The sequence below is a fragment of the Hydrogenophaga aromaticivorans genome (genome assembly GCF_013387465.1).
GTDB lineage: Bacteria > Pseudomonadota > Gammaproteobacteria > Burkholderiales > Burkholderiaceae_C > Hydrogenophaga > Hydrogenophaga aromaticivorans.
The window spans coordinates 597197-623218 of sequence record NZ_VYGV01000016.1; the positions used below are offsets into that span (position 1 = coordinate 597197).

Here is a 26022-nt window from a genome sequence, read left to right on the forward strand (position 1 = left end):
TTGTCAGGAAGGTGGGGCGCGCTCAGGCGCCGTGGCGGTGTGCAGGGGCAGGTCGATCACGAAGACCGCGCCCTCGCCGGGCTCGGAAAAAACGCCGATGTGTCCCTTGGCGGTCTCCACCACGTTCTTGCAGAAGGTCAGGCCCAGGCCACTGCCCACGCCCGTCTGGGTGGAGAAAAAAGGTTCGAAGATGCGCTGCTGGTGTTCATGGGGAATGCCCAGGCCTTTGTCGGCCACCGCCAGCCGGCCCTTGCCGTGGTACACGCCCACCGTGATGCGCAGGTCACCGGGATGTGACGCGTGGCTGGACGCCGCCAGCGAATACAGGGCGTTCTTGATCAGGTTGCTCAGCAGCTGTGAAAACAGGGCCCGCGAACCCATGAAGCAGAAGTCCTGCTGAACAAACACCTCCACACAATCCCGTTCATGCGAGGAACGGTAGGGGTAGTTGGCCACCACATCCCGCACCAGTTCCGCCGCATGGACGGGGGACTTCTCGTTGGGCAGGCGCAGCAACTGGGCGTTGGAGATCTGGGTGTCGATCTGCCGGTTCATGCTGCGCACCAGGTTTTGCAGACGGGTCGCGAGGTCTTCGATCTTCTTCTGCTTTTGTTCGGGCATCTCGTGCTGGGCCTGGTTGCGCAGCACGTCGCCCAGCAGGTCCACCGTGGCCAAGGGCGTGCGCAGCTCGTGCGCCATCACGGCCATGGTGCTCAGGGTGTTGATCAGACGGGTGCGGCGCAGGTTGGCGCTCGAGAAGCCCAGCACAAAAGCGGTGCCCCAGGCAAAGCCGATCACCACCAGGTTCTCAATGGAGAAACTGGCTGATGCTTCGACGGGTGCGCGCAGTGCGTTGAAGACCAGCCAACTGAGCAGGGCGCCTGTCGTGCTGCCCACCGTGGCCAGCCGCCAGTCGGTCATGTGGTAATAGATGAGGAACATGGCGCTGATGCTGGCGAGCCAGACCGCATTGCCGCCATTCATCCAGTACATCCAGAAGAAGAAAACGGGCATGACCAGCCAGCAGACGGCGGAATACAGCCAGGCGCCCCGGTAAGAGCTGGCGTCTCGCGAGATGATGGGCAAGAACAGCAGGGCCCCCGAACAGGCGGCAACGATCCTCAGGAACAGGCTCTCATAGGGTTGCCGCACGACAACCGTCCAGATCGCGTAAAAAATCAGATTGCCAAAAAATACCGAGAAACCGGCCCATCGAAGCCGGGTGGCCGATGGGTGCAAAATAGGCTCGATAGGGGCATGGACGAACTCGCCCAACAGCCAGCGCCAAAGCCGGGCTCTGGCACTGTGAACCCACAAACGATCCAACGACAACATGTTCTCCTTGCAGCATCCGCATTCACTCCCTCGCAGAGGGCAGGTGCGGTGTGGCCCGATTGTCCATGCTGGGAAGGGCTTTCAATCATGACCCTGCCTGTCAACTTTGACAGTGTGAGTGTGGATGCGATCCTCGCGGACTGGATCTGTGCGCTGGCTGACCAGGGTGTGGACGCGGTGGTGGTGCTCGGTCCCAATCCCTTGGGCGGACGGGAAGACCGCCAGGTGCTGGCGGTGCATCCGCCCCGCTTGCTGGGGGCTGCACAGGCACTGGCGGAGAGCAGCGATTTTGGTGCCGGCTGGCGCGACAGCGATGCACCCCTGGTGGCCTGGCAGGACATCTCCAAATCGGCTTACGCCGAGCAGGCCGGCCGCTGGCGCCGTCTGTGGCTGGCCCACGGCCACCGCACGCTGGTGCGCGTTGCGTTCAGCCTGCCGGCAGGGCGAACGTTCGAATGTTTCATGTTCAGCCCGCGGGCCTTTGCCGGGCGGTCCGAGGCCGCCGAGCTGGCTTGGTCGGCCTTCAACATCTGGCCCATGCTCCGACGTGCCATTGCCGAACAGCGGCTCTGCCTGAGCCCGCGCGAGCAGGAAAGCCTGAACCTGGCCTTCGAGGGCCTGACCGCGCGCGAGACCGCGTTGCGCATGGACTGTTCCGAGCGCACGGTGAATTACCACCTGGCCAATGCCATGGCCAAACTGCAGACCGACAACAAGCTCGCCGCCGTGCAGCGGGCCTGCTGGATCGGCCTGATCTGAACGGCCGAGCGTCTTTCGTGGCTGGACTTTGCCCCATGGTGCGATGCCGCATGAGCGGTGTTCGCGCTTGGTCATAATGCGCCCATGACTTTTCTGGCCCTGGATGTTGGGAACACCCGTCTGAAATGGGCGCTGTACGACGCCCCTCGCGTGGGTGCCCGTTTGCTGGCGCACGGCGCCCAGTTCCTGGAGAACATTGAAAAACTGGCCGATGGCGACTGGAGCGATCTGCCGGCGCCCAGCTGGGTGGTCGGCTGCATCGTGGCCGGTGACGCGGTCAAGCAGCGCGTGCAGGAACAGCTGGAACTGTGGGATGTGAGTCCGCAGTGGGTGATTTCCAGCAGCGAGGAGGCGGGCCTGGTCAATGGCTACGACCACCCTGCGCGGCTCGGCTCCGACCGCTGGGTCGCCATGATCGGCGCGCGCCAGCGCCTGCTCTCGCAAGGACCTGCTCGGCCGTGTGTGGTGGTGATGGTGGGCACCGCTGTGACCGTGGAGGCCATCGACACCGAGGGCCGGTTTCTCGGCGGCATCATCCTGCCGGGCCACGGCATCATGCTGCGCGCGCTGGAGTCCGGCACGGCCGGTCTGCACGTGCCCACCGGCGAAGTGCGTGACTTTCCCACCAACACCAGCGACGCGCTCACCAGCGGCGGCACGTTTGCCATCGCGGGCGCGGTGCAACGCATGGTGGAGAACCTGCAGCGCCACTGCGGCGAACCGCCCGTGGCCTACATGACCGGTGGCGCCGGCTGGAAGATGGCGCCCAGCATGTCCATCCCCTTCGAGCTGGTCGACAGCCTGATCTTTGACGGCTTGCTGGAAGTGGCCGACCGACGTTTAACGTAACCCCCCGCGCCGCAGGGATCGATTCCCCCCGCGCCGCCTTCGGCGTCACCCCCTGGGGGCGGCACTGGCGGCCCGGCAAAGCCGGTTCCGCGGTGCCCTGGGATGAACTCCCCCTCGCTTGTTCCTATGCTCCTCCGGCGTGCGTGCCCTGGCCCAGGATGCGGTGGAACCGGCTTTGCCGGGCCACTCGCATCGCCCCTCCGGGGGGGTGACGCCGAAGGCGGCGCGGGGGGGTTAAGTGTCTCCCCATGGGAGCATCAGCGTGAGCGCGAGCAGCTTCGCAAACTCGGGTTCGAAGGCGTCGATGATGCGCTGCGGGTCGGGGCAAAGCGTGGTGTCCGATATCACGCCGAACTGCACGCCACCGCCGTAGCTCAGGATCGACACCCCGAGACCCACGGTGCCCGTCTGCGGTACCCAGAACATGGTCTGCTCCAGCGTGGCGCCACACAGTTGCAGCTTGGTCGCCGGGCCGGGCACGTTGGTCATCACCGCGGTGGTCTTGCGGCCGAACAGCGCGAGCAGCGCGTCCTGCGCCGGTTTGATCAGCAAGCCCGCCACCGACAACAGGCCAAACGTCAGCAGCGGTTGCAGGCTGCCCTTGAGCGCGTTCATCCGCGAGCGCACCGCAAACAGCCGCTCGACGGGGTTGTCCAGCCCGATGGGCAGGACCAGTGGCACCAGGCCGAAGTGGTTGCCCAGTTTCCAGGCGTCTTCGAGGCTGCGCAGGTTGATCGGCACCATGGCCCGGATCTCCTGGCCCGCGGTGTTGTCGCCGTGGCCCCGCAGATACGCGCCGATCGCACCGGCCACGCAGCTCAGCAGCACGTCGTTGACCGAGCAGTTCAGCGCCTTGCCGATCGCCTTGACCTCGTCCAGCGGGATCGGCTGGCACCAGGCCACCCGCTTGGCGTGGCCTGGTTGACCCTTGAGCCGGGTGGGCGAGTCGTCGGGCATCAGCGCCAGCGCCGCCAGATCGCTGGCGAGCTGGCCACCCATGCGCGCCAGATCCACCGCCTGGTCCAGAGTGTCGCTGAGGCTTTGCTGCGGCGAGGCGAGCATCGAAAACGACTTGGCGGCGCTGCCTCCCGCCACCTCCAGCGCCTTCGCCGTGAGATCGCCCAGCGGGCGGATCAGGGATTCAGCCAACCAGTCGCCGGCCGCATCCACGCCCTCCACAGCGGGCTTGCGGCGGGATCGCCTGGGCGGCAGGCCGCCGCCATCGACCAGGCTCATCATCACGCTGATCAGCGCGATGCCGTCGGCGATGCAATGGTGGATACGGGCGATCAGTGCGGAACCGCCTTCGTAGGACTCGATCAGCTCGAACTGCCACAGCGGGTGGTCGTGGTCCAGCGGCTGCATGGCCAGTTCGGCCACGCGCGCCTGCAGGTTGCTCTGCTCGCTGAGGCCCTTCCGGAGTGGGAGTTTGTGCGTGCGCACGTGGCGTTCGAGCTGGAAGTCCGGGTCGTCGAGCCAGTGGGCGCCCGCGGCGTCCTGGCGGGCGATCTGCACAAAGCGGTTGTAGGGCAGCAGGCGATCGCGCACGCGTTCGCTCAGTGCGGCCAAGGTGATGCCCGGCCGCAGGATCCACACGCCCACGATCATCATCAGGTTGGAGGGTGAATCCATGCGCAGCCAGGCCGTGTCGACCTTGCTCATGCGCTCGCCTTCGAGACCCAGGGCGCTGGCCAGCGTCGGCGTGGCCTTCTGTGGTGCCGGCCTCGCCCGGGGTTGGTCCGGCGCAGCGACGGTGGGGGCGGCCTTGCGTGTGACGCGCTGGACCATGTGATCTCCTCGGATCCCGTGCCATGGGCGCTCATCGGGGGGCGCGGTGGCGGGGCTTGTTATGGGTGGAAACGTCTATTCTGACGGCAGACCGGAACGTAAGATACCGGGCCTGCCCTAAGGCCAATGCCGGTTTCAGGGCGATTCAAAACCAGAAGGAGCCTCCGCATGTCCGACCTCAAGACCCGATTCGAAGCCGCCGTGGCCAACTCCAAGAACCTGAGCGAGCGGCCCGACAACGCCACCCTGCTCAAGATCTACGCCCTGTACAAGCAGGCAACCACCGGGGACAACGCCGAGAAGAAGCCGGGCTTTGGTGACATGGTGGGGCGCGCCAAATGGGACGCCTGGAACAACTGCAAGGGCACGTCGTCGGACGACGCGATGCAGCAGTACATCGACCTGATCGAATCTTTGGCGTGAAAAGCCACCATCGTTAGATAGTGCAACCGAAAAGAAGGCCTGAGCGCCAGCGCGCTCAGGCCTTTTTCTTTTTGGCTGCTGATTTGCTGGCGGTTTTTTTGGCGGCCAGCAGTTCGTCGAGGTTCTTCACGATCTCGCCCTCGATGCGGTCCTTGAACGCGCCGAGCAGGAAACCCAGCTGGGCATCGAGTTCGAAGTGGTCGTCGGTCACCTTGAGCGAGCCTTTGACGCCGGTGCGGCTGAACTGCACTTCGTCGCAGTCGCCACCTTCTTCGTAGGTGCAGCTCATGTCGAACTCGGCTTCGGCCTGCTCGGCCCATTTCCAGGCCACTTTGCGCGCGCCCTTCAGGCCCAGTTGGTGGTTGCGTTGGATGTGAATGTCGGCCATGGACGTTCCTGCTCAAGGGGTTGTGGTTGGCGCGGGCACTGCGGCCCGCAGGGCGGGCGCCAGGTCGGTCAACGCGGCCAGGCGTTGTTCGGGCGTCTGACTGGCCAGTGTGCGCACCGCATCATAAAACCGGGTGAAGTCCCGGCCTTCGCGCTCGAACAGGGCTTCGAAGCCGGGCACGAGGTCGTCGTAGGCGGCCTGCGCGCCAAAGCTGGCGTTGTTGGCCCGCGCCACCCAGGCGTCGTAGCCCCGGTAGCCCGCCCAGTGTTGCCGAAGCTCGGCGTAGCGCGTGTGGAACCGCGTCATCTCCCCGGCCTTGAGCTGGCGCTTCTGGTCGGCGGTGGTGTTCACGTCTTCAAAGATCGCCTGCAGGCGCTCGCGCGTGTCGCGTGTGAGTGCGCGGAAAGCCTGGCGCCGGGCGTCGAAGGCCGCGTATTCCCGTTGCGCCTTTTCACCCGCCTGCGTCAGCCAGCGTGCGCCCCCGAGCCGCTCCACCGCGGTCGCGAAGGACTCGTTGAACGCGGTGTCGCCGGCCACGTAGACCACCTGGTGCGCCAGTTCGTGAAACAGGATGCGGGCGAGTTCGCCTTCGGGATAGGCGATGAAGGTGTTGAGCAAAGGGTCGCCGCCGGCCCAGTTCATCCAGCCCAGCGTGGAATAGGCCAGCACCGGATACACCGCCACATCCATGGGGCCGTCGGACAGGCTGGCCGCAAAGGCCTTCGCATCGCTTTCGTTGAAATAGCCCCGGTAGCCCACGCAGCCCGCGACCGGAAAGCACCATTGCTTCAGCGTGAGCGACAACTCGGGTGCGGCCACGACGTTGTAGACCGCGGCGCGGCGCTGCAGGTCGGCGTAGCGCTGGTAGCTGGTGTTGTCGGGCAGGGCCAGCGCGTCGACGGCGAAGCGGCGCATGCGCTGGGCGAGTTGCAGGCGCTGGCGCAGCTCTGCGGGGGTCTGTGCGTCTTCGATCCAGTCGTGCAGGGGACGGGCAGCGCCCATCAACCGCAGGTGTCCGGAAACCGATTGCCAGTAGTAGCCCGCGCCGCTGGCCGGGCCGGCGCAACCGCTCAGCGCCCAGGTGAGCGCAGCGGCCAGGGCGGCGGTCAGTGGGCGGTTGCGCAACATGGCCGGGGCTTTCAGGTCGGGCTGGCCGCGGGCTCGACCTCGACCAGACAGTCGTAGAACACCGGTCCGCGCCCCAGGTCGGTCACGTGCTGGCTGGTGAGCTGGTTGACGTTGGTGCCGGCCAGGCCGAGCTTGCGCCACCAGATGCCCAGGCCGTTGACCACACCGGGCCGGGCGCGCTTCGAGACTTCGGCCTTGCAGAGATATTCACCACGGTCGTTGAACACGCGCACCACCTGACCGCTCTGGATGCCACGGGCCGCCGCGTCGGCGGCGTGCAGTTCCAGCACCGGTTCACCCTCGATGTCGCGCAGGCTTTTGACGTTGACGAAGGTGGAGTTGAGGAAGTTGCGCGCCGGCGGCGAGATCATGGCCAGGGGGTAGCGCTCGCTGCTGCCCGGGGTCTCGAAATTGGGCAGGTGGTCGGGCAGGCCGTCCAGCCCCATCGCAGCCAGCCCGGCGTTGAAGAAGGTGCAGCGGCCCGAGGGTGTGGGGAAACCGCCCTGGGCAAAGGGCGCGTCGGGCAGGGGCAGGGTGGCAAAGCCCTGGTCGAGCAGCGTCTGGAAATCCACCTGGTCGCCAAACGCCGTGCGGCACAGGGTTTCATCGCTGTCGCTGAAACAGGGATCGTCAAAGCCCAGGCGGGCGGCCAGTGCGCGGAAGACGTCGGTGTTGCTGCGCGCCTGGCCCAGTGGTTCGATCGCCGGGCGGTTGAGCAACACGTCGGTGTGGCCGTAGCTGGCGTGGACGTCCCAGTGCTCCAGCTGGGTGGTGGCGGGCAGGATGTAGTCGGCGTGGTCGGCGGTGTCGGTCAGGAAGTGTTCGAGCACCACAGTGAACAGGTCCTCGCGTTCAAAGCCCTTCACGACCTGGCCCGACTCGGGCGCCACCGCCACCGGGTTGCTGTTGTAGACGATCAGCGCTTCGATCTTCGGGCCGAATGCGGGCGAGCTGTCGCGCAGCAGATCGTCGCCGATGGTGATCATGTTGATGGTGCGCGGCTGGCGGCCGGCCAGGAGGTCGGGCCGGTGCAGTGCGGCGCGCTGGACGGGGAAATGCCCCGAGGCCGACAGCAGCAGGCCGCCGGCGCGGTGGCGCCAGGCGCCCACCAGCGCGGGCAGGCAGGCGATGGCCCGCACCGCGTTGCCGCCGCCGCGCACACGCTGCATACCGTAGTTCAGGCGGATCGCGGCGGGCTTTGTGGTGCCGTAGGCGCGCGCCAGATCGATGATCTGCTGCACCGGGATGCCGCAGACCTCGGCAGCGCGCTCGGGCGGCCATTGCAGGGCGCGCTCGCGCAGCGCGTCCCAGCCCAGCGTGTGCTGCGCGATGTAGTCGTGGTCCAGCCAGTCGTGGGTGATCAGCTCGTGCATCAGCGCCAGCGCCAGCGCGGCGTCGGTGCCGGGGCGCAGGGCGATGTGTTCGTGGCACTTGTCGGCGGTCTCGCTGCGGCGCGGGTCGATGCAGACCAGGCGCGCGCCGTCGCGCTTGGCCTGCTGCGCCAGGCGCCAGAAGTGCAGGTTGCTGGCGATCGAGTTGCTGCCCCAGATGACGATGAGCTTCGCTTCGACGAAAAACTCGACCTTCATGCCGACCTTGGCGCCCAGGGTGGTGACCAGGCCTTCGCCGCCCGCGGCCGCACAGATGGTGCGCTCCAGGTGCGAGGCGCCGAGCTGGTGGAAGAAGCGCGCGGCCATGCCTTCGCCCTGCACCTGGCCCATGGTGCCGGCGTAGCTGTAGGGCAGGATGGCCTCCGGGTCGCGCGCGGCGATGGCCTTCAGGCGTGCCGCGATGTCGTCCAGCGCCTCGTCCCAGCCCACCGGAGCGAACTGGCCGCTGCCTTTGGGGCCGACCCGCTTGAGCGGCTGCAGGATGCGCTCGGGGTGGTAGCTGCGTTCGGTGTAGCGCGAAACCTTGGTGCACAGCGCACCATCGGTGTGCCGGTGCGCCGGGTTGCCCTGCACACGCAGAGCCACACCGTTGTGGACCGTGGTCAGCAGGGCGCAGGTGTCGGGGCAGTCGTGTGGACAGGCGCCGCGCACCACGGTGTCCGCCGGGTTCGTCGGGCCGCCGCCGCCGTGGGTCGGGGTGTCGATCATGGATGTAAAAAAATGTTGTACGCTGGCTGTCCCGTTGAGCACGGTTTTTGCTGAGCAGAAACTGCCTCAAATCAGCATATCAGGAGATTCCGCATGCAGCGTCGCCAGGCCCTTTCTACCGTGTGCAAACTCGTGGGTTCTTCGGCCCTGGCTTCCTGGGGTGTTGCCGCCCAGGCGCAAAGCGCGGGGGTCAGCGACAACCGCATCGTGCTCGGGCAGTCGGCGCCGTTCAGCGGCGCCGCCGTGCAGCTGGGCCTGCAGTATTTCCTCGGGGCGCAACTGCATTTTGACGCCCTGAACGCGCGCGGCGGGGTCAACGGGCGGCGCATCGAGATCGCGCGATTGGACGACAGCTACGACCCCGAACGCTGCGCGGCCAACACCCGGCAGTTCATCCAGGACGGCGTGTTCGCCCTGTTCGGTTACGTTGGAACGCCCACCAGCCTGGTGGCGCTGCCGCTGGCCACCGAGGCCAAGATCCCGTTCTTCGCCCCGTTCACCGGTGCCCAGGCCCTGCGCGAACCCTTCAACCGCTACGCCATTCATGTGCGGGCCTCGTACTTTGACGAAACGGACGCCATCGTGCGCCAGACCACGTCGGTCGGCATCAAGAAGATCGCGGTTTTTTACCAGAACGATGCCTACGGCAAGACCGGCCTGGAAGGCGTGACGAACGCACTCAAGGCACTCGACTTGGCGCCCGTGGCGGTGGGCACCGTGGAGCGTGGCAGCACCGATGTGGCCCAGTCGCTGAAAGACATCCTCGCGGCCAAGCCCGAGGCCATCGTGCAGATCAGCGCCTACAAACCCTGTGCGACCTTCATCCGTCTGGCGCGCCGCCAGGGGTTCACCGGCAACTTCTACAACCTGTCCTTCGTGGGCACCCAGGCGCTGCTGGACGAGCTGGGGTCGGAGGCGCGCGGCGTGGTGGTCAGCCAGGTGATGCCCTTTCCGTATTCGGCGGCACAGGCGATCTCGGGGGAATACCTGGCGGCGCTCAAAGACAAGCGCGGCGTGGCGCCCAACTACTCCGGCATGGAAGGCTTCGTGGCGGCCAAGGTGTTTGCCGAGGGGGTGCGTCGCGCCGGGCGCAACCTGACGCGCGAGGGCTTCATCACCGCAGTGCAGGGCATACAGAACCTGCAGCTGGGCGGCTTCTCGGTGGACTTCGGGCCGAAAAAGCACACCGGCTCGCGGTTTGTCGAAATGACCTTGCTGACCGAAGACGGGCGCGTGCGCCGCTGACTGCATGGCGGGTGCCACTTGCCCCCTGTCGGGAGGGGGACTGGCACCTGCGGGTCTGTCCGGGCGCCGGGTCTTGGGTAGGATGCGCTTTTGACTCCAGTGCCGCCGCGGGCGGCCACAGAGGTTCGCATGAAACTCCTCGACTCCATCCTGACCCAGGCGGCCAGCATCGCCAGCCTGCGGCGCGACATCCACGCCCACCCGGAACTCTGTTTTGAAGAGGTGCGCACCGCCGACGTGGTGGCGCAGAAACTCACCGAGTGGGGCATCCCGGTGCACCGCGGCATGGGCACGACCGGGGTGGTCGGCACCGTGCACGGGCGCGACGGCGGCGCCTGTGGCAAGGCCATCGGCCTGCGCGCCGACATGGACGCCCTGCCCATGCAGGAGCACAACCACTTTGCGCACAAGAGCCAGCACGCCGGCAAGATGCACGCCTGCGGCCACGATGGCCACACCGCGATGCTGCTCGCCGCCGGGCAGCATCTGGCGCAACACCGCGATTTTGATGGCACGGTCTACCTGATCTTCCAGCCCGCCGAAGAAGGCGGCGGCGGTGCGCGCGAAATGATCAAGGACGGCCTGTTCGAACAATTCCCGGTCGAGGCGGTGTTCGGCATGCACAACTGGCCGGGTCTTCCCGTGGGCACGTTCGCCGCGAGCACGGGGCCGGTCATGGCGTCGAGCAACGACTTCTGCATCGTGATCCGGGGCAAGGGATCACACGCGGCGCTGCCGCACAACGGCATCGATCCGGTGCCGGTGGCCTGCCAGATGGTGATGGCCTTCCAGACCATCATCACGCGCAACAAGAAGCCGGTCGATGCCGGCGTGATCTCGGTGACCATGGTCCACACCGGCGAGGCCAACAACGTGGTGCCCGACAGCTGCGAGATCCGCGGGACGGTGCGCACCTTCACCTTCGAGGTGCTCGACCTGATCGAGCGCCGCATGCGGGAAATCGCCGAACACACCTGCGCGGCCTTTGGTGCCACCTGCGAGTTCCGCTTCAACCGCAACTACCCGCCGACCGTCAACCACCCGGCCGAAACGGCCTTTGCCCGCGCCGTCATGGCCGACATCGTCGGCGCTGAGTGCGTGCTCGACCAGGAGCCGACCATGGGCGCCGAAGACTTCGCCTACATGCTGCAGGCGCGGCCGGGCTGTTATGTGTTCATCGCCAACGGGGATGGCGAGCACCGCGCGGGCTACGAAGGCGGCGGCCACGATGTGGGGCCGTGCATGCTGCACAACCCGCACTACGATTTCAACGACGACCTGATTCCGCTCGGGGCGACCTACTGGGTCCGGCTGGCCGAACAGTGGCTGGCCCAGCCGCGCACCGGGGTGTCCGCATGATCGATATCCAGGCCGCTTTTGCCCCGTCGTACGCCCGTGCCCGGGTGCTGTTTCTGGAAGGGGCTGCCGCGGCCGGCATGGCTATCCGCAGCCACAACCATCCCTTGCCCGGTCGCGACGGCGAAACCCTGGCCATGGACCTGGCGCTCGATGGCTCACCCGATGCCGAGCGCCTGCTCATCGTCAGCAGCGCCTGTCACGGGGCCGAGGGCTTTTGCGGCTCCGGGGTGCAGGTCTACGCGACCCACGATCAGGCCTGGCGCCAGCACGCACGCGAGGCCGGGGTCGCGGTGCTCTACATCCACGCGCTCAACCCCTACGGCTTTTCGCACCTGCGCCGCGTGACGAACGAAAACGTCGATCTCAACCGCAACTTCCAGGATTTCAGCCAGCCGCTGCCGGTGAACACGGCCTACGCCGGGCTGCACGATCTGCTGCTGCCGCCCGAATGGCCGCCGGGTCCGGACAACGCGGCCGCGATCGACAGCTGGATCGCCCTTCACGGCGAGACGGCTTACCAGGCCGCGGTGTCGCAGGGGCAGCATGCATTTGCCGATGGCCTGTTTTTTGGCGGCACCGCGCCCACCTGGAGCAACCAGACCCTGCGCCAGGTCTTGCGCAACCACGCCCAGCTGGCGCGCCACATCGCCTGGATCGACCTGCACACCGGCCTCGGGCCATGCGGCGTGGGTGAGCGCATCTTTGCCTGCCGCGACGATGCCGCGGCCTTGCAGCGCGCCCGGGCCTGGTGGGGCAGCAACGGTGAGACGCCCGTGACCTCGATCTACGACGGGTCGTCAACGTCGGCGCTGCTCACCGGCCTGATGTGGGGCGCGATGTACGAAGAGTGTCCACAGGCCGAATACACCGGCATCGCCCTGGAGTACGGCACCGTGCCCATCATGGAAGTGATCAACGCGCTGCGCGGCGACCACTGGTTGAACCGACATCCCGAAGCGCCTGCGGCGCTGCGGGCCGCGATTCACCAGCGCATGAAAGACGCGTTCTACGTGGACACGGACGCCTGGCGCACGCAGATCGTGGGTCAGGGGCGGCAGGCCCTGTTTCAGGCGGTGGATGGACTGGCCTCAGCCTGAAGGTCAGTCTTCGAGGGCCATCCGGTTGGCTTCCACATACAGGCGCTCCATCGCGTCCAGCGGCTCGAACGCCGCGGCGCGTTCGCGCAGGCGGGTCGCTTCTTCGAGCGCGCGCGCGCCTTCGAGCATCAGCAGGCCGTTGGCGTACTCGTGGAGCGTGATGGCGGAGTCCGGGTTCAACGCCAGGGCTTTGCGGTAGAGCGCCAGGCCGGTGTCCTTGCGCGCGCCATGGGTCATGCTGCCGATCAGCTCGCCGACCTTGTCGATCACTTCGGCGTGGTAGTTGGCCAGCGCGAGGTGGGCGTCGGCGTGGTTCGGCGCGAGTTCGATCGTGGTCTGCAGGGCCTGGCGCACCTTGCCGCCCAGACCCTTGGCGAGCGCCTTGGCCACGTTGACACCCTGGCTGTAGCGACCCAGCGCGTAGCCCTGCCAGTACCAGGCGTTGGCGTTGCGCGGCGCGCTGGCCTGGTGCGCCTGGGCCCGTTCGGCGGCGCTGACCAGCAGCTGCAGGCGGGTCTGCTCGCCGGGTTCGACGTAGTTCGCGTAGATGCAGGCGGCCTTGTTGGCCAGCACCAGGCCATCGCCACCCGCGGCCAGACCGGCGTGCACGGCGCGTTCGAATTCACCGTTGTGGTACAGCGCCCAGGCGTCCAGCAGGGCCGGGTCGGTCGGCATCGGCTCGGCATCGCCGGCGTGCAGTCGGGCCCAGTGGCGGACGAGGCTGTCGCCGTCGTGTCGGTAGATGCCGGCGTAGGGGCAAGGGGTCCAGGGTGTCATGGGGGACTGTCCTTGCCGTGTGTTCAGGTGGTGGTGCCGTTGTAGGCACCGGTGAGTTCCAGCAGGTGCTGCCGCTGACCGGCTTCCAGGTAGGGCGCGAGCAGGTTGAGCACGTGCTGCGCACCGCGCAACAGCGCCTGTTGCGCGTTGTCGGGTTCCAGCGCGTTGCGCGGGTCGCGCACGTACTCGAAGCTCAGCCAGTAGGTCAGCACCACCACCATGCAGTTGGCGGTGGGTTCGAGTTCGCGCGCATCGATGTCCAGCGCACCGCTGCGGCTCATGCCCGAGAGCAGGGCGCGGATGGCGCGCGTCTTGTTTTTCAGCACCCCCTGGAAGCGGGTCTCCAGCAGGCGGTTCTTGGACAGCAGGTCGTTGAGGTCGCGGTAGAGAAAGCGGTAGGCCCAGATGATCTCGAACAGCGAGTGCAGGAAGAACCAGGCGTCTTCCACGTTGCGCACGCCGTCGCCCGCGCCCAGCAGTTCGTTGAGCGCGTGTTCATAGCGCTCGAACAGCGAGTTGATCAGTTCGTCTTTGGCGGGGTAGTGGTAGTACAGGTTGCCCGGGCTGATGCCGAGTTCGGCCGAAATCAGGGTGGTCGAGACATTGGGCTCGCCGAAACGGTTGAACAGCTCCAGCGTCACCTCCAGGATGCGTTCGGCGGTGCGGCGCGGGGGCTTTTTGATGGCCATGGATCAGGCCCGGGCAGGTCGCCGGGACAGCTGCTGCTGCAGCTGGTCGAGCGTGGCGTGCAGCCGTTCCACGGCGCGGGTGGTGGGGCGGTCGGCAGCGGGTGGCACCGGCCGGAGCAGGTGCCGCTCGGTGTCGTCCAGGGCGGCCTGGTCGATGCGGATGCCATGGCGCTGCAGCTTGGGCGCCAGCTGGGCCTGGCGGTCGCGCAGCATCTGTCGCGTCTGCTGGTAGGCGTGTTCGGCGAGTTCGCGGCGCTGGCGGTAGCTGAAGGTGTTGGCAAAAAACAGCTCGGCATCGCGCTGGTCGGGTTCGATCAGCACGATGTCGGTGTCCGGGTAGCTGCGTTCGTACTGCTTGAATCCCAGCTCCAGGCGCGAATGGATCATGGAGCGGAAGGTCTGGCTCATCACGGTGGGCAGCCCGCCTTCGATCAACGAAGGAATGCGCTGCTGGCCGCTGGCGGTGGGTTCGGCGTGTGGCCCTGCGCGAAATGGCACCAGCGGGTTCAGGCAGATCAGCAGATCCACGCCCTCGTCCAGCGCCACGGTGGCGTGCAGCGTTTTCTTGAGCGCGCCGTCCACATAGTGTTTGCCGTCGATGACCACCGGCGGAAACAGACCGGGCAGGGCGGCACTGGCCTGGATCGCGCGCGAGATCGGCACGTGGTCCCAGCCCGGGCGGCCAAAGGGCGCGGCGTCGCCGGTGTCGAGCTCGGTGGCGACCAGCGTCAGGCGCGCACGCAGCTGGCGGAAGTCGTTGCTGCGGCCTTCGCGGCTGAACAGGCGTTCGACCTGGCGGTGGATGTCCTCGTTGTCAAACACGCCGGTGGGCAATGCCGCGCCCAGCCGCTCCAGCGCCTGGGTCAGGGGCTTGCCCTGCGCGGCCCAGGCCCAGAGGGCGCTGCCCAGCAGACCCGGCAGGCGCTGGAGGCGGCCGCCGAGTTCGGCCCAGGCCGGCTTGATCAGCCAGGCGGTGTCGAAATTTTCGTCCGTGGGGCGGTCTTCGATGAACGCCTCGCAGAGCTGGCGGGGTGTCAGCCCGTTGGCCAGGCCCGCTGCGATGAAGCCGCCGGCCGAGACACCCACGTAGTGGTCACATCCATTGAAATCGATGCCTTGCAGACTGTCGTCGAGCGCACACAGGGCACCGATTTCGTAGATCGCACCGAGCGGCCCGCCACCAGCCAGCGCCAGTGCCAACCGCGGTCGGGTCTTGCGGGCAGCGCTGGAACGGTGGACTTTGCGGGTGGTGGTCATGCGTTCGAGTGTAGAGCGCCAAGCCTGCGTTTCATGCTGCATTGCAGCACGAAGCGCAGACGAAAAAAAGGGGCGCTGTGCGCCCCGTTTGTGCCGGGCTGGATGGCCCCAGCGTTTGCATCAGGCTTTGGACTTGACGGCGGTCTTGCGCGCGGCGGTTTTGCGCGGTGCGGGCGTGGCAGCCTTGACCGGAGCGGCTTTGCGCGCCGCCTTCGCTGCGGGGGCTTTGGTGCTCAGGCGCTGCACGTGGCGGTTGAGTTCGTCGATGCGCTCCATCAGCGTTTCGATGTCACGCGCCGAAGGCACGCCCAGCTTGTTCAGCGCCTTGGCCACGCGGTCTTCAAAAATGTTTTCCAGCTTGTCCCACTGGCCGGCCGCCTTCGAGGAAATTTCAGTGGCCATGCCGGACACCCGGTTGGTGGCTTCGGAGATGCGCTCTTCGGCGACAGCCTGTGTCTTGCGCTGGATCGACAGGCCCTCCTTGACCAGGGATTCGAAGGCCTTGCCGCCTTCGGCCTGGGCCTTGGAGAAGGCGCCCAGCCCGGCCAGCCAGATCTGCTGGGCAGAGTCCTTGATGGCGCCCGACAGCGGTGAACTGGCGCCTGCAGCGGCTTTGGATGCGGTGGTGGATTTCTGGATTTTCTTGACCATGGGGCGACTCCGGTGTGGGTTGACAGGGGGCAACGGGCTAAGCAAGCCGGTTACCGTGTGAGCACTGTACGGCGCCCACACGGGCGCTGTGTAGAGGGGGCCAACTAAACCCCGGGGCGGGTCCCGCGGGTTTGTGCGGAATCGGTGGCGCCAGCGCGTGGTGAAGAATGGCGGGCTGATTCCATCCCTTGTGCAACACCCCAGGCAGGAGAACTCCATGCATTATTTCGTCACCGGCGCCACCGGTTTCATCGGCAAGCGGCTCGTCAAGAAACTGCTGGAGCGCAAGGGCTCGGTGGTGCATTTCCTGATCCGCCCGTCGAGCGAAGCCAAGGTGGCGGATCTGCGCGAATTCTGGGGTGCGGGTGCCGCGCGCGTGGTGCCGGTGTTTGGTGACCTGACGGCGAAGAAGCTCGGCGTGAGCTCCGACGACATCAAGGCGCTGAAGGGCCAGATCGATCACTTCTACCACCTCGCTGCCGTCTACGACCTGGAGGCGGACGCCGAGAGCCAGATCGCCGTCAACATCGACGGCACCCGCAACACGGTGGAACTGGCCAAGGCCATCGGCGCGAAGCACTTCCACCACGTGTCGTCGATTGCCGCTGCGGGCCTGTACGAAGGCGTGTTTCGCGAAGACATGTTTGACGAGGCCGAGAACATCGACCACCCGTATTTCATGACCAAGCACGAGAGCGAAAAGATCGTGCGCACCGAATGCAAAGTGCCCTGGAGCGTGTACCGCCCGGCGCTGGTGGTGGGTGACAGTCGCACCGGCGAGATGGACAAGATCGACGGGCCCTACTACTTCTTCAAGCTGATCCAGCGCATGCGCCAGATCCTGCCGCCGTGGATGCCCAGCGTGGGGCTGGAGGGCGGGCGCATCAACATCGTGCCGGTGGACTTCGTGGTCGACGCGCTGGACCACATCAGCCACCAGAAGCGCGGCAGCGGCGCCTGCTTCCACCTGGTCGACCCGATGGGCTACCGCGTGGGCGATGTGCTCGACATCTTGAGCAAAGCGGCCCACGCGCCCAAGATGAACCTGTTCATCAACGCTGCGCTGATGGGCTTCATCCCGAAGAGCGTGAAGAAGGGTCTGATGGCGCTGGCACCGGTGCGCCGCGTCTACCGCGCCATCATGCAGGACCTCGGATTGCCCGAGGACATGATGAACTTCGTCAACTACCCGACGCGCTTCGACTGCCGCGACACGCTGGCCGCGCTCAAGGGCAGCGGCATCGAATGCCCCAACCTCAAGGACTACGCCTGGCGGCTCTGGGACTACTGGGAACGCCACCTCGACCCCGACCTGCACATCGACCGCAGCCTCAAGGGCACGGTGACGGGCAAGGTGGTGCTGGTCACGGGCGGCAGCTCGGGCATTGGTCTGGCGGCAGCGCACAAGTTCGCCGAGGCCGGCGCCATCACCCTCATCTGCGGGCGCGACCAGGACAAGCTGGACGAGGCCTGCAAGGAAGCCAAGGGCAAGGGCTACCAGTTCATCGCCTACCCGGCCGACATCGCCGACATGGCCGACGCGGACCGCTTCGTGCAGCTGCTGATCGCCAACCACGGTGGCGTCGATTTCCTGATCAACAACGCCGGCCGTTCGATCCGCCGCGCCATCGAAGGCAGCTACGACCGCTTCCACGACTTCGAGCGCACCATGCAGCTCAACTACTTCGGCTGCCTGCGCGTGACCATGGGCCTGCTGCCGGGCATGGTGGCCAAGCGCAAGGGGCATGTGGTCAACATCAGCTCCATCGGCGTGCTGACCAACGCGCCGCGCTTCAGCGCCTACGTGGCCAGCAAGGCTGCGCTGGATGCGTGGACGCGTTGCGCCTCCAGCGAGTTCGCCGACCAGGGCATCAGCTTCACCACCATCAACATGCCGCTGGTGCGCACGCCCATGATCGCGCCGACGCAGATCTACAAGAACGTGCCGACGCTGGCACCGGAAGAAGCGGCCGACATGATCGCGCAGGCCTGCATCTTCAAGCCGGTGCGCATTGCGACGCGCCTGGGCGTGACGGGGCAGGTGCTTCACGCGTTCGTGCCGCGGGTGGCGCAGATCGTGATGAACACCAGCTTCCGCATGTTCCCGGATTCTTCGGCTGCCAAGGGCGAGAAGGGGGCGAAGCCGCAGCTGTCGCCGGAGGCTGTGGCCATGCAGCAGATGATGCGGGGGATTCACTTCTAGGTTTTGTGGTTTCCTGAGGCTTTGTTTGGCCGGGTCTCGGCCCGGCGGCCGACCTTCTTTCTTTTGCTTCGCCAAAAGAAAGAAGGCAAAGAAAAGGCGAGCCGAAGTCCGGGCCGCTGCGCGGTGCCTTGCGCTGCTCGCGTCGAGCGGGGTCGGGCTGAACTCGCTTCGCTCAAACAACGCCCGCCCTGATCCGCTCGCCCCTGCGCTGCTCAGCCCGGCCACACGGCAACAAGCGGAGTCGGGATCGGGATCGGACTCCCCCCTCTTTCTCCCTCTCCCTTTGGGAGAGGGCAGGGGTGAGGGCAACACCAACAAGGCAGCCGGAGAGCATGTTCCCGCGCCCGCATCCCGCCCGTGCCCGCAGCGAAGCGGAGGGACAGCGCATCCGGCTCGCCTTTTCTTTGCTTACTTTCTTTTGGCGAAGCAAAAGAAAGTGAGGCGCCGCCGGGGCGCGACCCGGCACGCCACAGGCGCAAAAAAGGCTGAACACGAAGCCTACAATTTGCCAACCGAACAGCCCCACCGGGAACCCGAACATGACCACCCACACCCCCGTCGACCTCTCCCACATCCAGCCCAGAGAAAAAGCCGAAATCCTGGCCCAGGCCTTGCCCTACATCCGCAAGTACCACGGCAAGACCATGGTCATCAAGTACGGCGGCAACGCCATGACCGACCCGGCTCTGCAGCAGGACTTTGCCGAGGACGTGGTGCTGCTCAAGCTGGTGGGCATCAACCCGGTCGTCGTGCACGGCGGCGGTCCGCAGATCGAGACGCTGCTGCAGCGCCTGGGCAAGAAGGGGCAGTTCATCCAGGGCATGCGCGTGACCGACGCCGAGACCATGGAGGTGGTGGAGTGGGTGCTCGGTGGTGAAGTGCAGCAGGACATCGTGGGCCTGATCAACGCGGCCGGTGGCAAGGCCGTGGGTCTGACCGGGCGCGATGGCGCCATGATCCGCGCGCAGAAGCTGCGCCTGTCGGACCAGAAAGACCCGAAGGTGGAACACGACGTGGGCCAGGTCGGCGACATCGTGAGCGTGGACCCGAGCGTGGTGAAGGCCTTGCAGGACGACGCCTTCATTCCCGTCGTCAGCCCGATCGGTTTTGGCGAGAACAACGAGAGCTACAACATCAATGCCGACGTGGTCGCCGCCAAGCTCGCCACCGTGCTGCAGGCCGAGAAGCTGCTGATGCTGACCAACATCCCCGGTGTGCTGGACAAGGAGGGCCAGCTCTTCACCGAACTCACGCCGCGCCGCATCGACGAACTGGTGGAAGACGGCACGATCAGCGGCGGCATGATCCCCAAGATCGCCGGTGCGCTGGACGCGGCCAAGAGCGGTGTCAACGCGGTGCACATCATCGATGGCCGCGTGCCGCATGCGCTGCTGCTGGAGGTGCTGGGCAACCAGCCGTTCGGCACCATGATCCGCTCCCACTGAATCCACGACGGGCAGCCGGGAGGCCGGCGGGAAGGCTGTGAGAAAATGAAACAAGGGATGACAAACACCGGGCCGCGCCAACGGCCTCCAGCCGACAAACGACGGACCGACCGCCCATGACTTCCAGCGCTCCATTGCCCATGGCCGACCTGACGGCCGATGTCTCTACCGATGTTGCTGGAGGCGTTGAGGGCAATGGTCGCAAGCGCCCCAAGCCGGGCGAGCGTCGGGTGCAGATCCTGCACGCGCTGGCCGCCATGCTGGAGCAGCCGGGTGCCGAGCGCGTCACCACGGCCGCGCTGGCGGCACGACTGGATGTGAGCGAGGCTGCGCTCTACCGCCACTTCGCCAGCAAGGCGCAGATGTTCGAAGGCCTGATCGAGTTCATCGAGCAGTCGGTGTTCGGTCTGGTCAACCAGCTGGGTGAACGAGAGCCCGATGCCATGGCGCGTTCGCGCAAGCTCGTGGCCCTGCTGTTGCAGTTTGGTGAGAAGAACCCCGGCATGACGCGCGTCATGGTGGGCGACGCGCTGGTGTACGAAAACGAGCGCCTGCAGCAGCGCATGAACCTGTTCTTCGACAAGATCGAATCGGCCCTGCGCCAGAACCTGCGCGAGGTTGCCGTGGTGGCCGGAGCGACCACACCCACCGTGGATGCGCAGGCCGACGCATCGGTGGTCACGGCCTTCTGCATGGGCCGACTGCAGCGCTTTGCCCGCAGCGGATTCAAGCGCTCGCCCAACGAGAATCTGGAACACAGCCTGCGCCTGCTGCTGCCCGACGGCCGTCTGTGACCGCTCGCTCGGCGAGCGGTTCGGGTTAACCCGAACCGCTGGCATGCATCGGTGTCGTTTAGGGAACGGCACCTAAACAATTCCCCCACAAAGTCCTGCAGGACCGTGCATTGGCCGGGTTTTGCGGTAAAAATAGCACGACCGTTCGATTTATCGCCGGTCTGTTTTTTTTGCCCATTCCTTTTGCCATCACCCGGCCCCGCAGCATGAGTTCACAACCTCCCGCCAAACGCCTTCGCAGCGACAGTGCCGCCCGGCCGCTGCAAAAAGGCCAGCAGACCAAGGCCGCCATCGTGGATGCCGCCCTCGGGCTGGCGACGCAGATCGGCCTGGAAGGCCTGTCCATCGGCGCGCTGGCCGAAGTCATGCAGATGAGCAAGTCGGGCGTGTTCGCCCACTTCGGCTCGCGCGAAGAGTTGCAGATCTCCGTGGTGCGCGAGTACCACGCGCGTTTTGAGGACGAGGTGTTCTATCCGGCCATGGCCTTTGCCCGCGGCCTGCCCCGGTTGCGTGCGATGTTCGACAACTGGATGAAGCGCACTTCGGTCGAGATCGACTCGGGCTGCATCTACATCAGTGGCGCGGTGCAGTTCGAAGACCGGCCCGGCCCGGTGCGCGACGCGCTGGCGGGCTCGGTCAACACCTGGCTGTCGGCCATGCGCCGCGCCATCGAAATGGCCGTGGCCGAGGGCCACCTGCACCCGGGCACCGATGCGGCCCAGATGGCCTTTGAAATCCATGCGCTCATCCTCGCGCTGCACTACGAGGCGCGGTTCCTCGGCAGTCCGGATTCGCTGCAGCGCGCGCTGACGGCCTTTGACGGCATCGTGGGCCGCTTCAGCACCGCGGCCACGCCCGTTCCGGAAACAACCCCGCCAGCCCGATCGCGCAAGACCACCCGGGTTGCGACCCAGGGCTGAACCCAGACAACGCCTTTTCTTCACAAACCCCACACAGGAGTTTTCCCATGCCCGTCTACAACCCGCCCCTGCGCGACATGCAGTTCGTGATGCACGAAGTGCTCAACGTGACCGCCGAGTTCCAGTCCATGCCGCAACACGCCGAGGTGGATGTCGAGACCATCAATGCCGTGCTCGAAGAAGCCGGCAAGTTCGCCTCGCAGGTGATCTTTCCGCTGAACATCAGCGGTGACACCGAGGGTTGCCAGCTCGATCGCGAGACCCATGAAGTCAAGACCCCGACCGGCTTCAAGGAAGCCTACAAGACCTACGTGGAAGGTGGCTGGGCGGCGCTGAGCTGTGATCCGGCCTACGGCGGCCAGGGCCTGCCGCTGGTGGTCAACCAGTGCCTGTATGAAATGATGAACTCGGCCAACCAGGCCTGGACCATGTACCCCGGCCTCACGCACGGCGCCTACGCTGCGCTGCACACCTACGGCACCGACGCGCAGAAAGACACCTACCTGCCCAAGATGACCAGCGGCGAATGGACCGGCACCATGTGCCTGACCGAGCCGCACTGTGGCACCGACCTGGGCCTGATGCGCACCAAGGCCGAACCGCTGGCCGACGGCACCTACAAGATCACCGGCAACAAGATCTTCATCAGCGCCGGTGAACACGACATGGCCGACAACATCATCCACCTGGTGCTGGCCCGCCTGCCCGACGCGCCTCCCGGCATCAAGGGCGTGAGCCTGTTCATCGTGCCGAAATTCCACGTCAAGGCCGACGGCTCGCTCGGCGAGCGCAATGGCATCTACTGTGGCGGCCTGGAGCACAAGATGGGTATCCACGGCAACGCCACGGCGCAGATCGTGATCGACGGCGCCATCGGCACCCTGGTGGGCCAGCCCAACAAGGGCATGCAGGCCATGTTCGTGATGATGAACGCCGCGCGCCTGGGCGTGGGCAACCAGTCGCTGGGCCTGACCGAAGTGGCTTACCAGAACGCCCTGGCCTACGCCAAGGACCGCATCCAGATGCGCAGCCTGACCGGCCCCAAGGCCAAGGACAAGCCGGCCGATCCGATCATCGTGCACCCCGACGTGCGCCGCATGCTGCTCACCGCCAAGGCCTACGCCGAAGGCGGCCGCGCACTGGCCATCTACAGCTCGGTGCTGCTGGAAAAAGCACACAACCACCCGGACGAAAAAGTGCGCAAGGACAGCGACGAGATGCTCTCGCTGCTCACGCCCATCACCAAGGCCTTCCTGACCGACAACGGCTACAACGCCGCCACCCAGTGCCAGCAGGTGTTTGGCGGCCACGGCTACATCAAGGAATGGGGCATGGAGCAGTTCGTGCGCGATGCCCGCATCAACATGATCTACGAAGGCACCAACACCATCCAGAGCCTGGACCTGCTGGGCCGCAAGGTGCTGGGCAACAACGGCGCCACGCTCAAGAAGTTCGGCAAGCTGGTGGGTGCGCTGGTGATGGAAGAGGGCGTCAACGAGAAGATGGCCGAGTTCATCAACCCGCTGGCTGTGCTCGGCGAGCAGATCACCAAGTTCACCACCGAGATCGGCTTCAAGGGCTTGCAGAACGCCGACGAAGTGGGCGCCGCCGCGGTGGACTACCTGCGCGTGGCCGGCCACCTGGTGTTCGGCTACTTCTGGGCCCGCATGGCGCAGGTGGCGCTGCGCGAGATCGCCGCTGGCAACACCGACCCGTTCTACGTGGCCAAGCTGCAGACCGCGCGGTTCTACTTCGCCAAGCTGTTCCCCGAGACCGCGACGCTGATGCGCACGGCACGCGCCGGTTCGAAGGTGTTGATGGACACCGACGCAGCGCTGGCATGACCCCCCTGCGCCGCTTCGCGGCTTCCCCCCAAGGGGGGACAACACCAGCGGCCCGGCGGAGCCGGTTCCGCGGTGTTTCTGGAATCAGTCTTTTCGCTCGAAGGAGACTCTCATGATCAAGACCCTGCCTGCTCTGCTGTCGTTGGCCTCGACGATGGCTTTTGCGCAGATGACGCCTGAAGGCCTGTGGCGCAACATCGACGACAAGACCGGTGAGGCCAAGGCCGAGATCCGCATCGTGACCAGCGCGGCGGGTGTGCTCACGGGCCGGATCGAGAAGTCGCTCACCAAGGGCAGCGAGCCCACCTGCACCGCCTGCACCGACGACCGCAAGGACCAGCCCAAGGTCGGCATGGAAATCATCCGCGGCGCGAAGAAATCCGCCACGGATGCGGTGTGGGAAGACGGCAAGATCCTCGATCCCGAAAACGGCAAGAACTACACCCTGCGCATGACGCCCATCGAAGGCGGCAAGAAGCTGCAGGTGCGTGGCTACATCGGCCCGTTCTACCGAACCCAGATCTGGCAGCGCGTGGAATGACCGCATCCCCCTTTTTCTGCATGGAAAACCAATGAACCGATTTCAAGTAAAAAAAGTCGCCGTGCTCGGCGCGGGCGTGATGGGCGCGCAGATCGCTGCGCACCTGGTCAACGTCAAGGTGCCGGTGGTGCTGTTTGACCTGCCGGCCAAGGAAGGCGCGAAGAACGGCATCGTCACCCGCGCGGTCGAGAACCTCAAGAAGCTCAAGCCCTCGCCCCTGGGCGTGGCGGCCGACGCCGACCTGATCGGCCAGGCCAACTACGAAGAGCACATGGAGCAGTTGAAGGACTGCGACCTGATCATCGAGGCCATCGCCGAGCGCATGGACTGGAAGCTCGACCTGTACACGAAGATCGCGCCCTTCATCGCGCCGCACGCCATCGTCGCGTCCAACACCTCGGGCCTGTCGATCACCAAGCTCGGCGAAGTGCTGCCCGAAGCGATCAAGCCGCGCTTCTGCGGCATCCACTTCTTCAACCCGCCGCGCTACATGACGCTGGTGGAACTGATCGCCACGCCCACCACCGAGCCGCAGATCCTCGACGACCTGGAAACCTTTGTCACCAGCGGCCTGGGCAAGGGCGTGGTGCGCGCCAAGGACACGCCCAACTTTGTGGCCAACCGCATCGGCATCGCCGGCATGCTGGCCACGATGAAAGAGGTGGAGAACTTCGGCCTCACCTACGACGTGGTGGACGACCTGACCGGCAAGCGCCTGGGCCGTGCCAGCAGCGGCACCTTCCGCACCGCCGACGTGGTGGGCCTGGACACCATGGCCCACGTGGTCAAGACGCTGCAGGACAACCTGAACGAGCAGACCGACCCGTTCTACGGCAGCTTCGGCACACCGCCGGTGCTGGCCAAGCTGATCGAGATGGGGAACCTGGGCCAGAAGGCCAAGGCCGGGTTCTTCAAGAAGGTCGGGCGCGACATCCAGCGCTTCGATCTGGAGAGTGGTGAGTACGTGCCCGCCGGCGAAAAGGCTGACGAGGTCTATGGCCGCATGCTCAAGCGCCCGGCCGCCGAGCGCCTGAGGCTCTTGCGCAACGCCGAAGGCCCGCAGGGCCAGTTCCTCTGGGCGATCCTGCGCAACAGTTTCCACTACGCCGCCGTGCACCTGGCCACCATTGCCGAGACCGCGCGCGACGTCGATCAGGCCATGCGCTGGGGCTTCGGCATGAAGCAGGGCCCGTTCGAACTCTGGCAAGAAGCCGGCTGGCTCGAAGTCGCGAAGATGATCCAGGAAGACATCGATGCCGGCAAGGCGCTCTCCAAAGCGCCGCTGCCCGAGTGGGTGTTCAAAGGCCCGGTGGCCGAGGCCGGCGGCGTGCACACCGCGCAGGGTTCGTGGAACCCCAGCAAAGGTGAGTTCCAGGGCCGCCTGCAACTGCCGGTGTACCAGCGCCAGCACTTCCCCGAGCTGCTGCTGGGCGAAGCCGGGCCGAAGTTCGAGACCGCCGGCACCACCATCGAAGAGAACGACGCCATCCGCATCTGGTCGCTCGACGGTGACGTGCTGATCGCCAGCATCAAGACCAAGATGCACGCCATCAGCCCCGAGGTCTGCGAAGGCCTGATGAGCGCCGTGGACCTGGCCGAGCGGGAATACCAGGGTCTGGTGGTCTGGTCGGGCGACGAGCCCTTCAGCGCAGGCGCCGACCTGCAGGCCATGCTGCCCGCCTTCATGGCGGTGGGCGTGAGCGCCATCGAAGACGCCGAAGGCTTCATGCAGCAGACCATGCTGCGCCTGCGCTATGCGAATGTGCCGGTGGTCTCGGCCGTGCGTGGCCTGGCCCTGGGCGGTGGCTGCGAGCTGGCCGTGTACAGCGCGCGCCGCGTGGTGCACATGGAAAGCTACATCGGTCTGGTGGAAGTCGGCGTGGGCCTGGTGCCCGGCGCCGGCGGCCTGACCTACATCGCCCGCCGCGCGGCCGAAAACGCCGAAACCTCGACCGGCAAAGACCTGCTGCCCTTCCTCACCGAAGGCTTCACCGCCGCGGCCATGGCCAAGGTCGGCACGAGCGCTCTGGAATCCCGCAAGCTGGGCTACGTGCTGCACTCCGACGTGATCGTGCCGCACAAGGACGAGCTGCTGTTCGTGGCCATCAACGAAGCGAAGAGCCTGTTCAACGGCGGCTACCGCGCACCGCACAAGCGCCTGTTCCCGGTGGCCGGGCGCGACGGCAAGGCCACCATCCTGGGCAGCCTGGTCAACATGCGCGACGGCGGCTTCATCAGCCAGCACGACTTCCACATCGCCTCGCTGATCGCGGGCGTGGTGACGGGGGGTGACGTCTATCCGGGCACGCTGGTCAGCGAGGAATATTTGATGACGCTGGAGCGCCAGGCCTTCTGCTCGCTGATCGTGCACCCCAAGACACAAGAACGCATCCTCGGCATGCTGAACACCGGCAAGCCGGTCCGCAACTAA

General features: G+C 66.1%; 22 protein-coding genes. 13 read left to right on the forward strand and 9 right to left on the reverse strand.

Going from position 1 to position 26022, the window contains the following annotated elements; translation table 11 throughout:
- Positions 1-3: 3 nt before the first annotated feature.
- Positions 4-1152 (reverse strand): sensor histidine kinase, encoded by a 1149-nt coding sequence (locus F3K02_RS19985; RefSeq protein WP_343067120.1) that lies wholly within the window; start codon positions 1150-1152, stop codon positions 4-6.
- A gap of 270 nt (positions 1153-1422) precedes the next feature.
- Between F3K02_RS19985 and F3K02_RS19990 the strand changes: the two genes are divergently transcribed.
- Positions 1423-2094 (forward strand): helix-turn-helix transcriptional regulator, encoded by a 672-nt coding sequence (locus F3K02_RS19990; protein ID WP_177137364.1) that lies wholly within the window; start codon positions 1423-1425, stop codon positions 2092-2094.
- 84 nt (positions 2095-2178) lie between these two features.
- Positions 2179-2943, forward strand: coding sequence for a type III pantothenate kinase (locus tag F3K02_RS19995; RefSeq protein ID WP_177137365.1), 765 nt, complete (start codon positions 2179-2181; stop codon positions 2941-2943).
- Between the two features lie 234 nt (positions 2944-3177).
- Here F3K02_RS19995 and F3K02_RS20000 read toward each other — a convergent pair whose 3' ends face one another.
- Positions 3178-4605, reverse strand: a complete 1428-nt coding sequence (locus tag F3K02_RS20000; protein ID WP_177137559.1) for a wax ester/triacylglycerol synthase family O-acyltransferase — start codon at positions 4603-4605, stop codon at positions 3178-3180.
- Between the two features lie 294 nt (positions 4606-4899).
- Here F3K02_RS20000 and F3K02_RS20005 point away from each other — a divergent pair, with 294 nt between their 5' ends.
- The gene (locus F3K02_RS20005) at positions 4900-5154 is read left to right on the forward strand and encodes an acyl-CoA-binding protein (protein WP_177137366.1); all 255 of its coding nucleotides are present in this window, start codon (positions 4900-4902) and stop codon (positions 5152-5154) included.
- Between the two features lie 55 nt (positions 5155-5209).
- Here F3K02_RS20005 and F3K02_RS20010 read toward each other — a convergent pair whose 3' ends face one another.
- Genes F3K02_RS20010 through F3K02_RS20020 form a run of 3 tightly spaced genes read right to left on the reverse strand, consistent with a single transcriptional unit; the run spans position 5210 to position 8769 of the window.
- Positions 5210-5542 carry a polyhydroxyalkanoic acid system family protein gene (locus tag F3K02_RS20010; protein WP_177137367.1) on the reverse strand — a complete coding sequence of 111 codons (333 nt, stop codon included), beginning with the start codon at positions 5540-5542 and terminating at the stop codon, positions 5210-5212.
- A 12-nt stretch (positions 5543-5554) separates the two neighbouring features.
- A complete protein-coding gene (locus tag F3K02_RS20015) occupies positions 5555-6670 on the reverse strand; it encodes an aminopeptidase (RefSeq protein ID WP_177137368.1) in 1116 nt (371 codons plus the stop codon).
- 11 nt (positions 6671-6681) lie between these two features.
- Positions 6682-8769 (reverse strand): molybdopterin-containing oxidoreductase family protein, encoded by a 2088-nt coding sequence (locus tag F3K02_RS20020; RefSeq protein ID WP_177137369.1) that lies wholly within the window; start codon positions 8767-8769, stop codon positions 6682-6684.
- 93 nt (positions 8770-8862) lie between these two features.
- Here F3K02_RS20020 and F3K02_RS20025 point away from each other — a divergent pair, with 93 nt between their 5' ends.
- The 3 genes from F3K02_RS20025 to F3K02_RS20035 all read left to right on the forward strand — a co-directional run bounded on the left by F3K02_RS20025 (position 8863) and on the right by F3K02_RS20035 (position 12470).
- A complete protein-coding gene (locus F3K02_RS20025) occupies positions 8863-10014 on the forward strand; it encodes an ABC transporter substrate-binding protein (protein ID WP_177137370.1) in 1152 nt (383 codons plus the stop codon).
- A 129-nt stretch (positions 10015-10143) separates the two neighbouring features.
- The gene (locus F3K02_RS20030) at positions 10144-11373 is read left to right on the forward strand and encodes a M20 aminoacylase family protein (RefSeq protein ID WP_177137371.1); all 1230 of its coding nucleotides are present in this window, start codon (positions 10144-10146) and stop codon (positions 11371-11373) included.
- Positions 11370-12470 carry a M14 family metallopeptidase gene (locus tag F3K02_RS20035; RefSeq protein ID WP_177137372.1) on the forward strand — a complete coding sequence of 367 codons (1101 nt, stop codon included), beginning with the start codon at positions 11370-11372 and terminating at the stop codon, positions 12468-12470. Before F3K02_RS20030 ends, F3K02_RS20035 begins: the two co-directional genes overlap by 4 nt.
- A 3-nt stretch (positions 12471-12473) precedes the next feature.
- On the opposite strand, the gene F3K02_RS20040 is transcribed toward F3K02_RS20035, so the two are convergent.
- From F3K02_RS20040 to F3K02_RS20055, 4 genes are all read right to left on the reverse strand, one after another.
- Positions 12474-13247 (reverse strand): tetratricopeptide repeat protein, encoded by a 774-nt coding sequence (locus tag F3K02_RS20040; protein WP_177137373.1) that lies wholly within the window; start codon positions 13245-13247, stop codon positions 12474-12476.
- A gap of 23 nt (positions 13248-13270) precedes the next feature.
- A complete protein-coding gene (locus F3K02_RS20045; RefSeq protein WP_177137374.1) occupies positions 13271-13936 on the reverse strand; it encodes a TetR/AcrR family transcriptional regulator in 666 nt (221 codons plus the stop codon).
- 3 nt (positions 13937-13939) lie between these two features.
- Positions 13940-15193: a patatin-like phospholipase family protein gene (locus F3K02_RS20050; protein WP_177137375.1), complete on the reverse strand. Its 1254-nt coding sequence runs from the start codon at positions 15191-15193 to the stop codon at positions 13940-13942.
- 120 nt (positions 15194-15313) lie between these two features.
- A complete protein-coding gene (locus tag F3K02_RS20055; protein ID WP_177137376.1) occupies positions 15314-15844 on the reverse strand; it encodes a phasin family protein in 531 nt (176 codons plus the stop codon).
- Between the two features lie 217 nt (positions 15845-16061).
- Between F3K02_RS20055 and F3K02_RS20060 the strand changes: the two genes are divergently transcribed.
- From F3K02_RS20060 to F3K02_RS20090, 7 genes are all read left to right on the forward strand, one after another.
- Positions 16062-18047 carry an SDR family oxidoreductase gene (locus tag F3K02_RS20060; protein ID WP_177137377.1) on the forward strand — a complete coding sequence of 662 codons (1986 nt, stop codon included), beginning with the start codon at positions 16062-16064 and terminating at the stop codon, positions 18045-18047.
- Between the two features lie 539 nt (positions 18048-18586).
- Positions 18587-19492: an acetylglutamate kinase gene (argB, locus tag F3K02_RS20065; RefSeq protein ID WP_177137378.1), complete on the forward strand. Its 906-nt coding sequence runs from the start codon at positions 18587-18589 to the stop codon at positions 19490-19492.
- A 140-nt stretch (positions 19493-19632) separates the two neighbouring features.
- A complete protein-coding gene (slmA, locus tag F3K02_RS20070; protein ID WP_177137560.1) occupies positions 19633-20286 on the forward strand; it encodes a nucleoid occlusion factor SlmA in 654 nt (217 codons plus the stop codon).
- A gap of 206 nt (positions 20287-20492) precedes the next feature.
- Positions 20493-21206, forward strand: coding sequence for a TetR/AcrR family transcriptional regulator (locus F3K02_RS20075; RefSeq protein ID WP_177137379.1), 714 nt, complete (start codon positions 20493-20495; stop codon positions 21204-21206).
- Between the two features lie 47 nt (positions 21207-21253).
- Positions 21254-23050 (forward strand): acyl-CoA dehydrogenase C-terminal domain-containing protein, encoded by a 1797-nt coding sequence (locus F3K02_RS20080; protein ID WP_177137380.1) that lies wholly within the window; start codon positions 21254-21256, stop codon positions 23048-23050.
- 112 nt (positions 23051-23162) lie between these two features.
- Positions 23163-23591, forward strand: a complete 429-nt coding sequence (locus F3K02_RS20085; protein WP_177137381.1) for a DUF2147 domain-containing protein — start codon at positions 23163-23165, stop codon at positions 23589-23591.
- A gap of 31 nt (positions 23592-23622) precedes the next feature.
- The gene (locus F3K02_RS20090; protein WP_177137382.1) at positions 23623-26022 is read left to right on the forward strand and encodes a 3-hydroxyacyl-CoA dehydrogenase/enoyl-CoA hydratase family protein; all 2400 of its coding nucleotides are present in this window, start codon (positions 23623-23625) and stop codon (positions 26020-26022) included.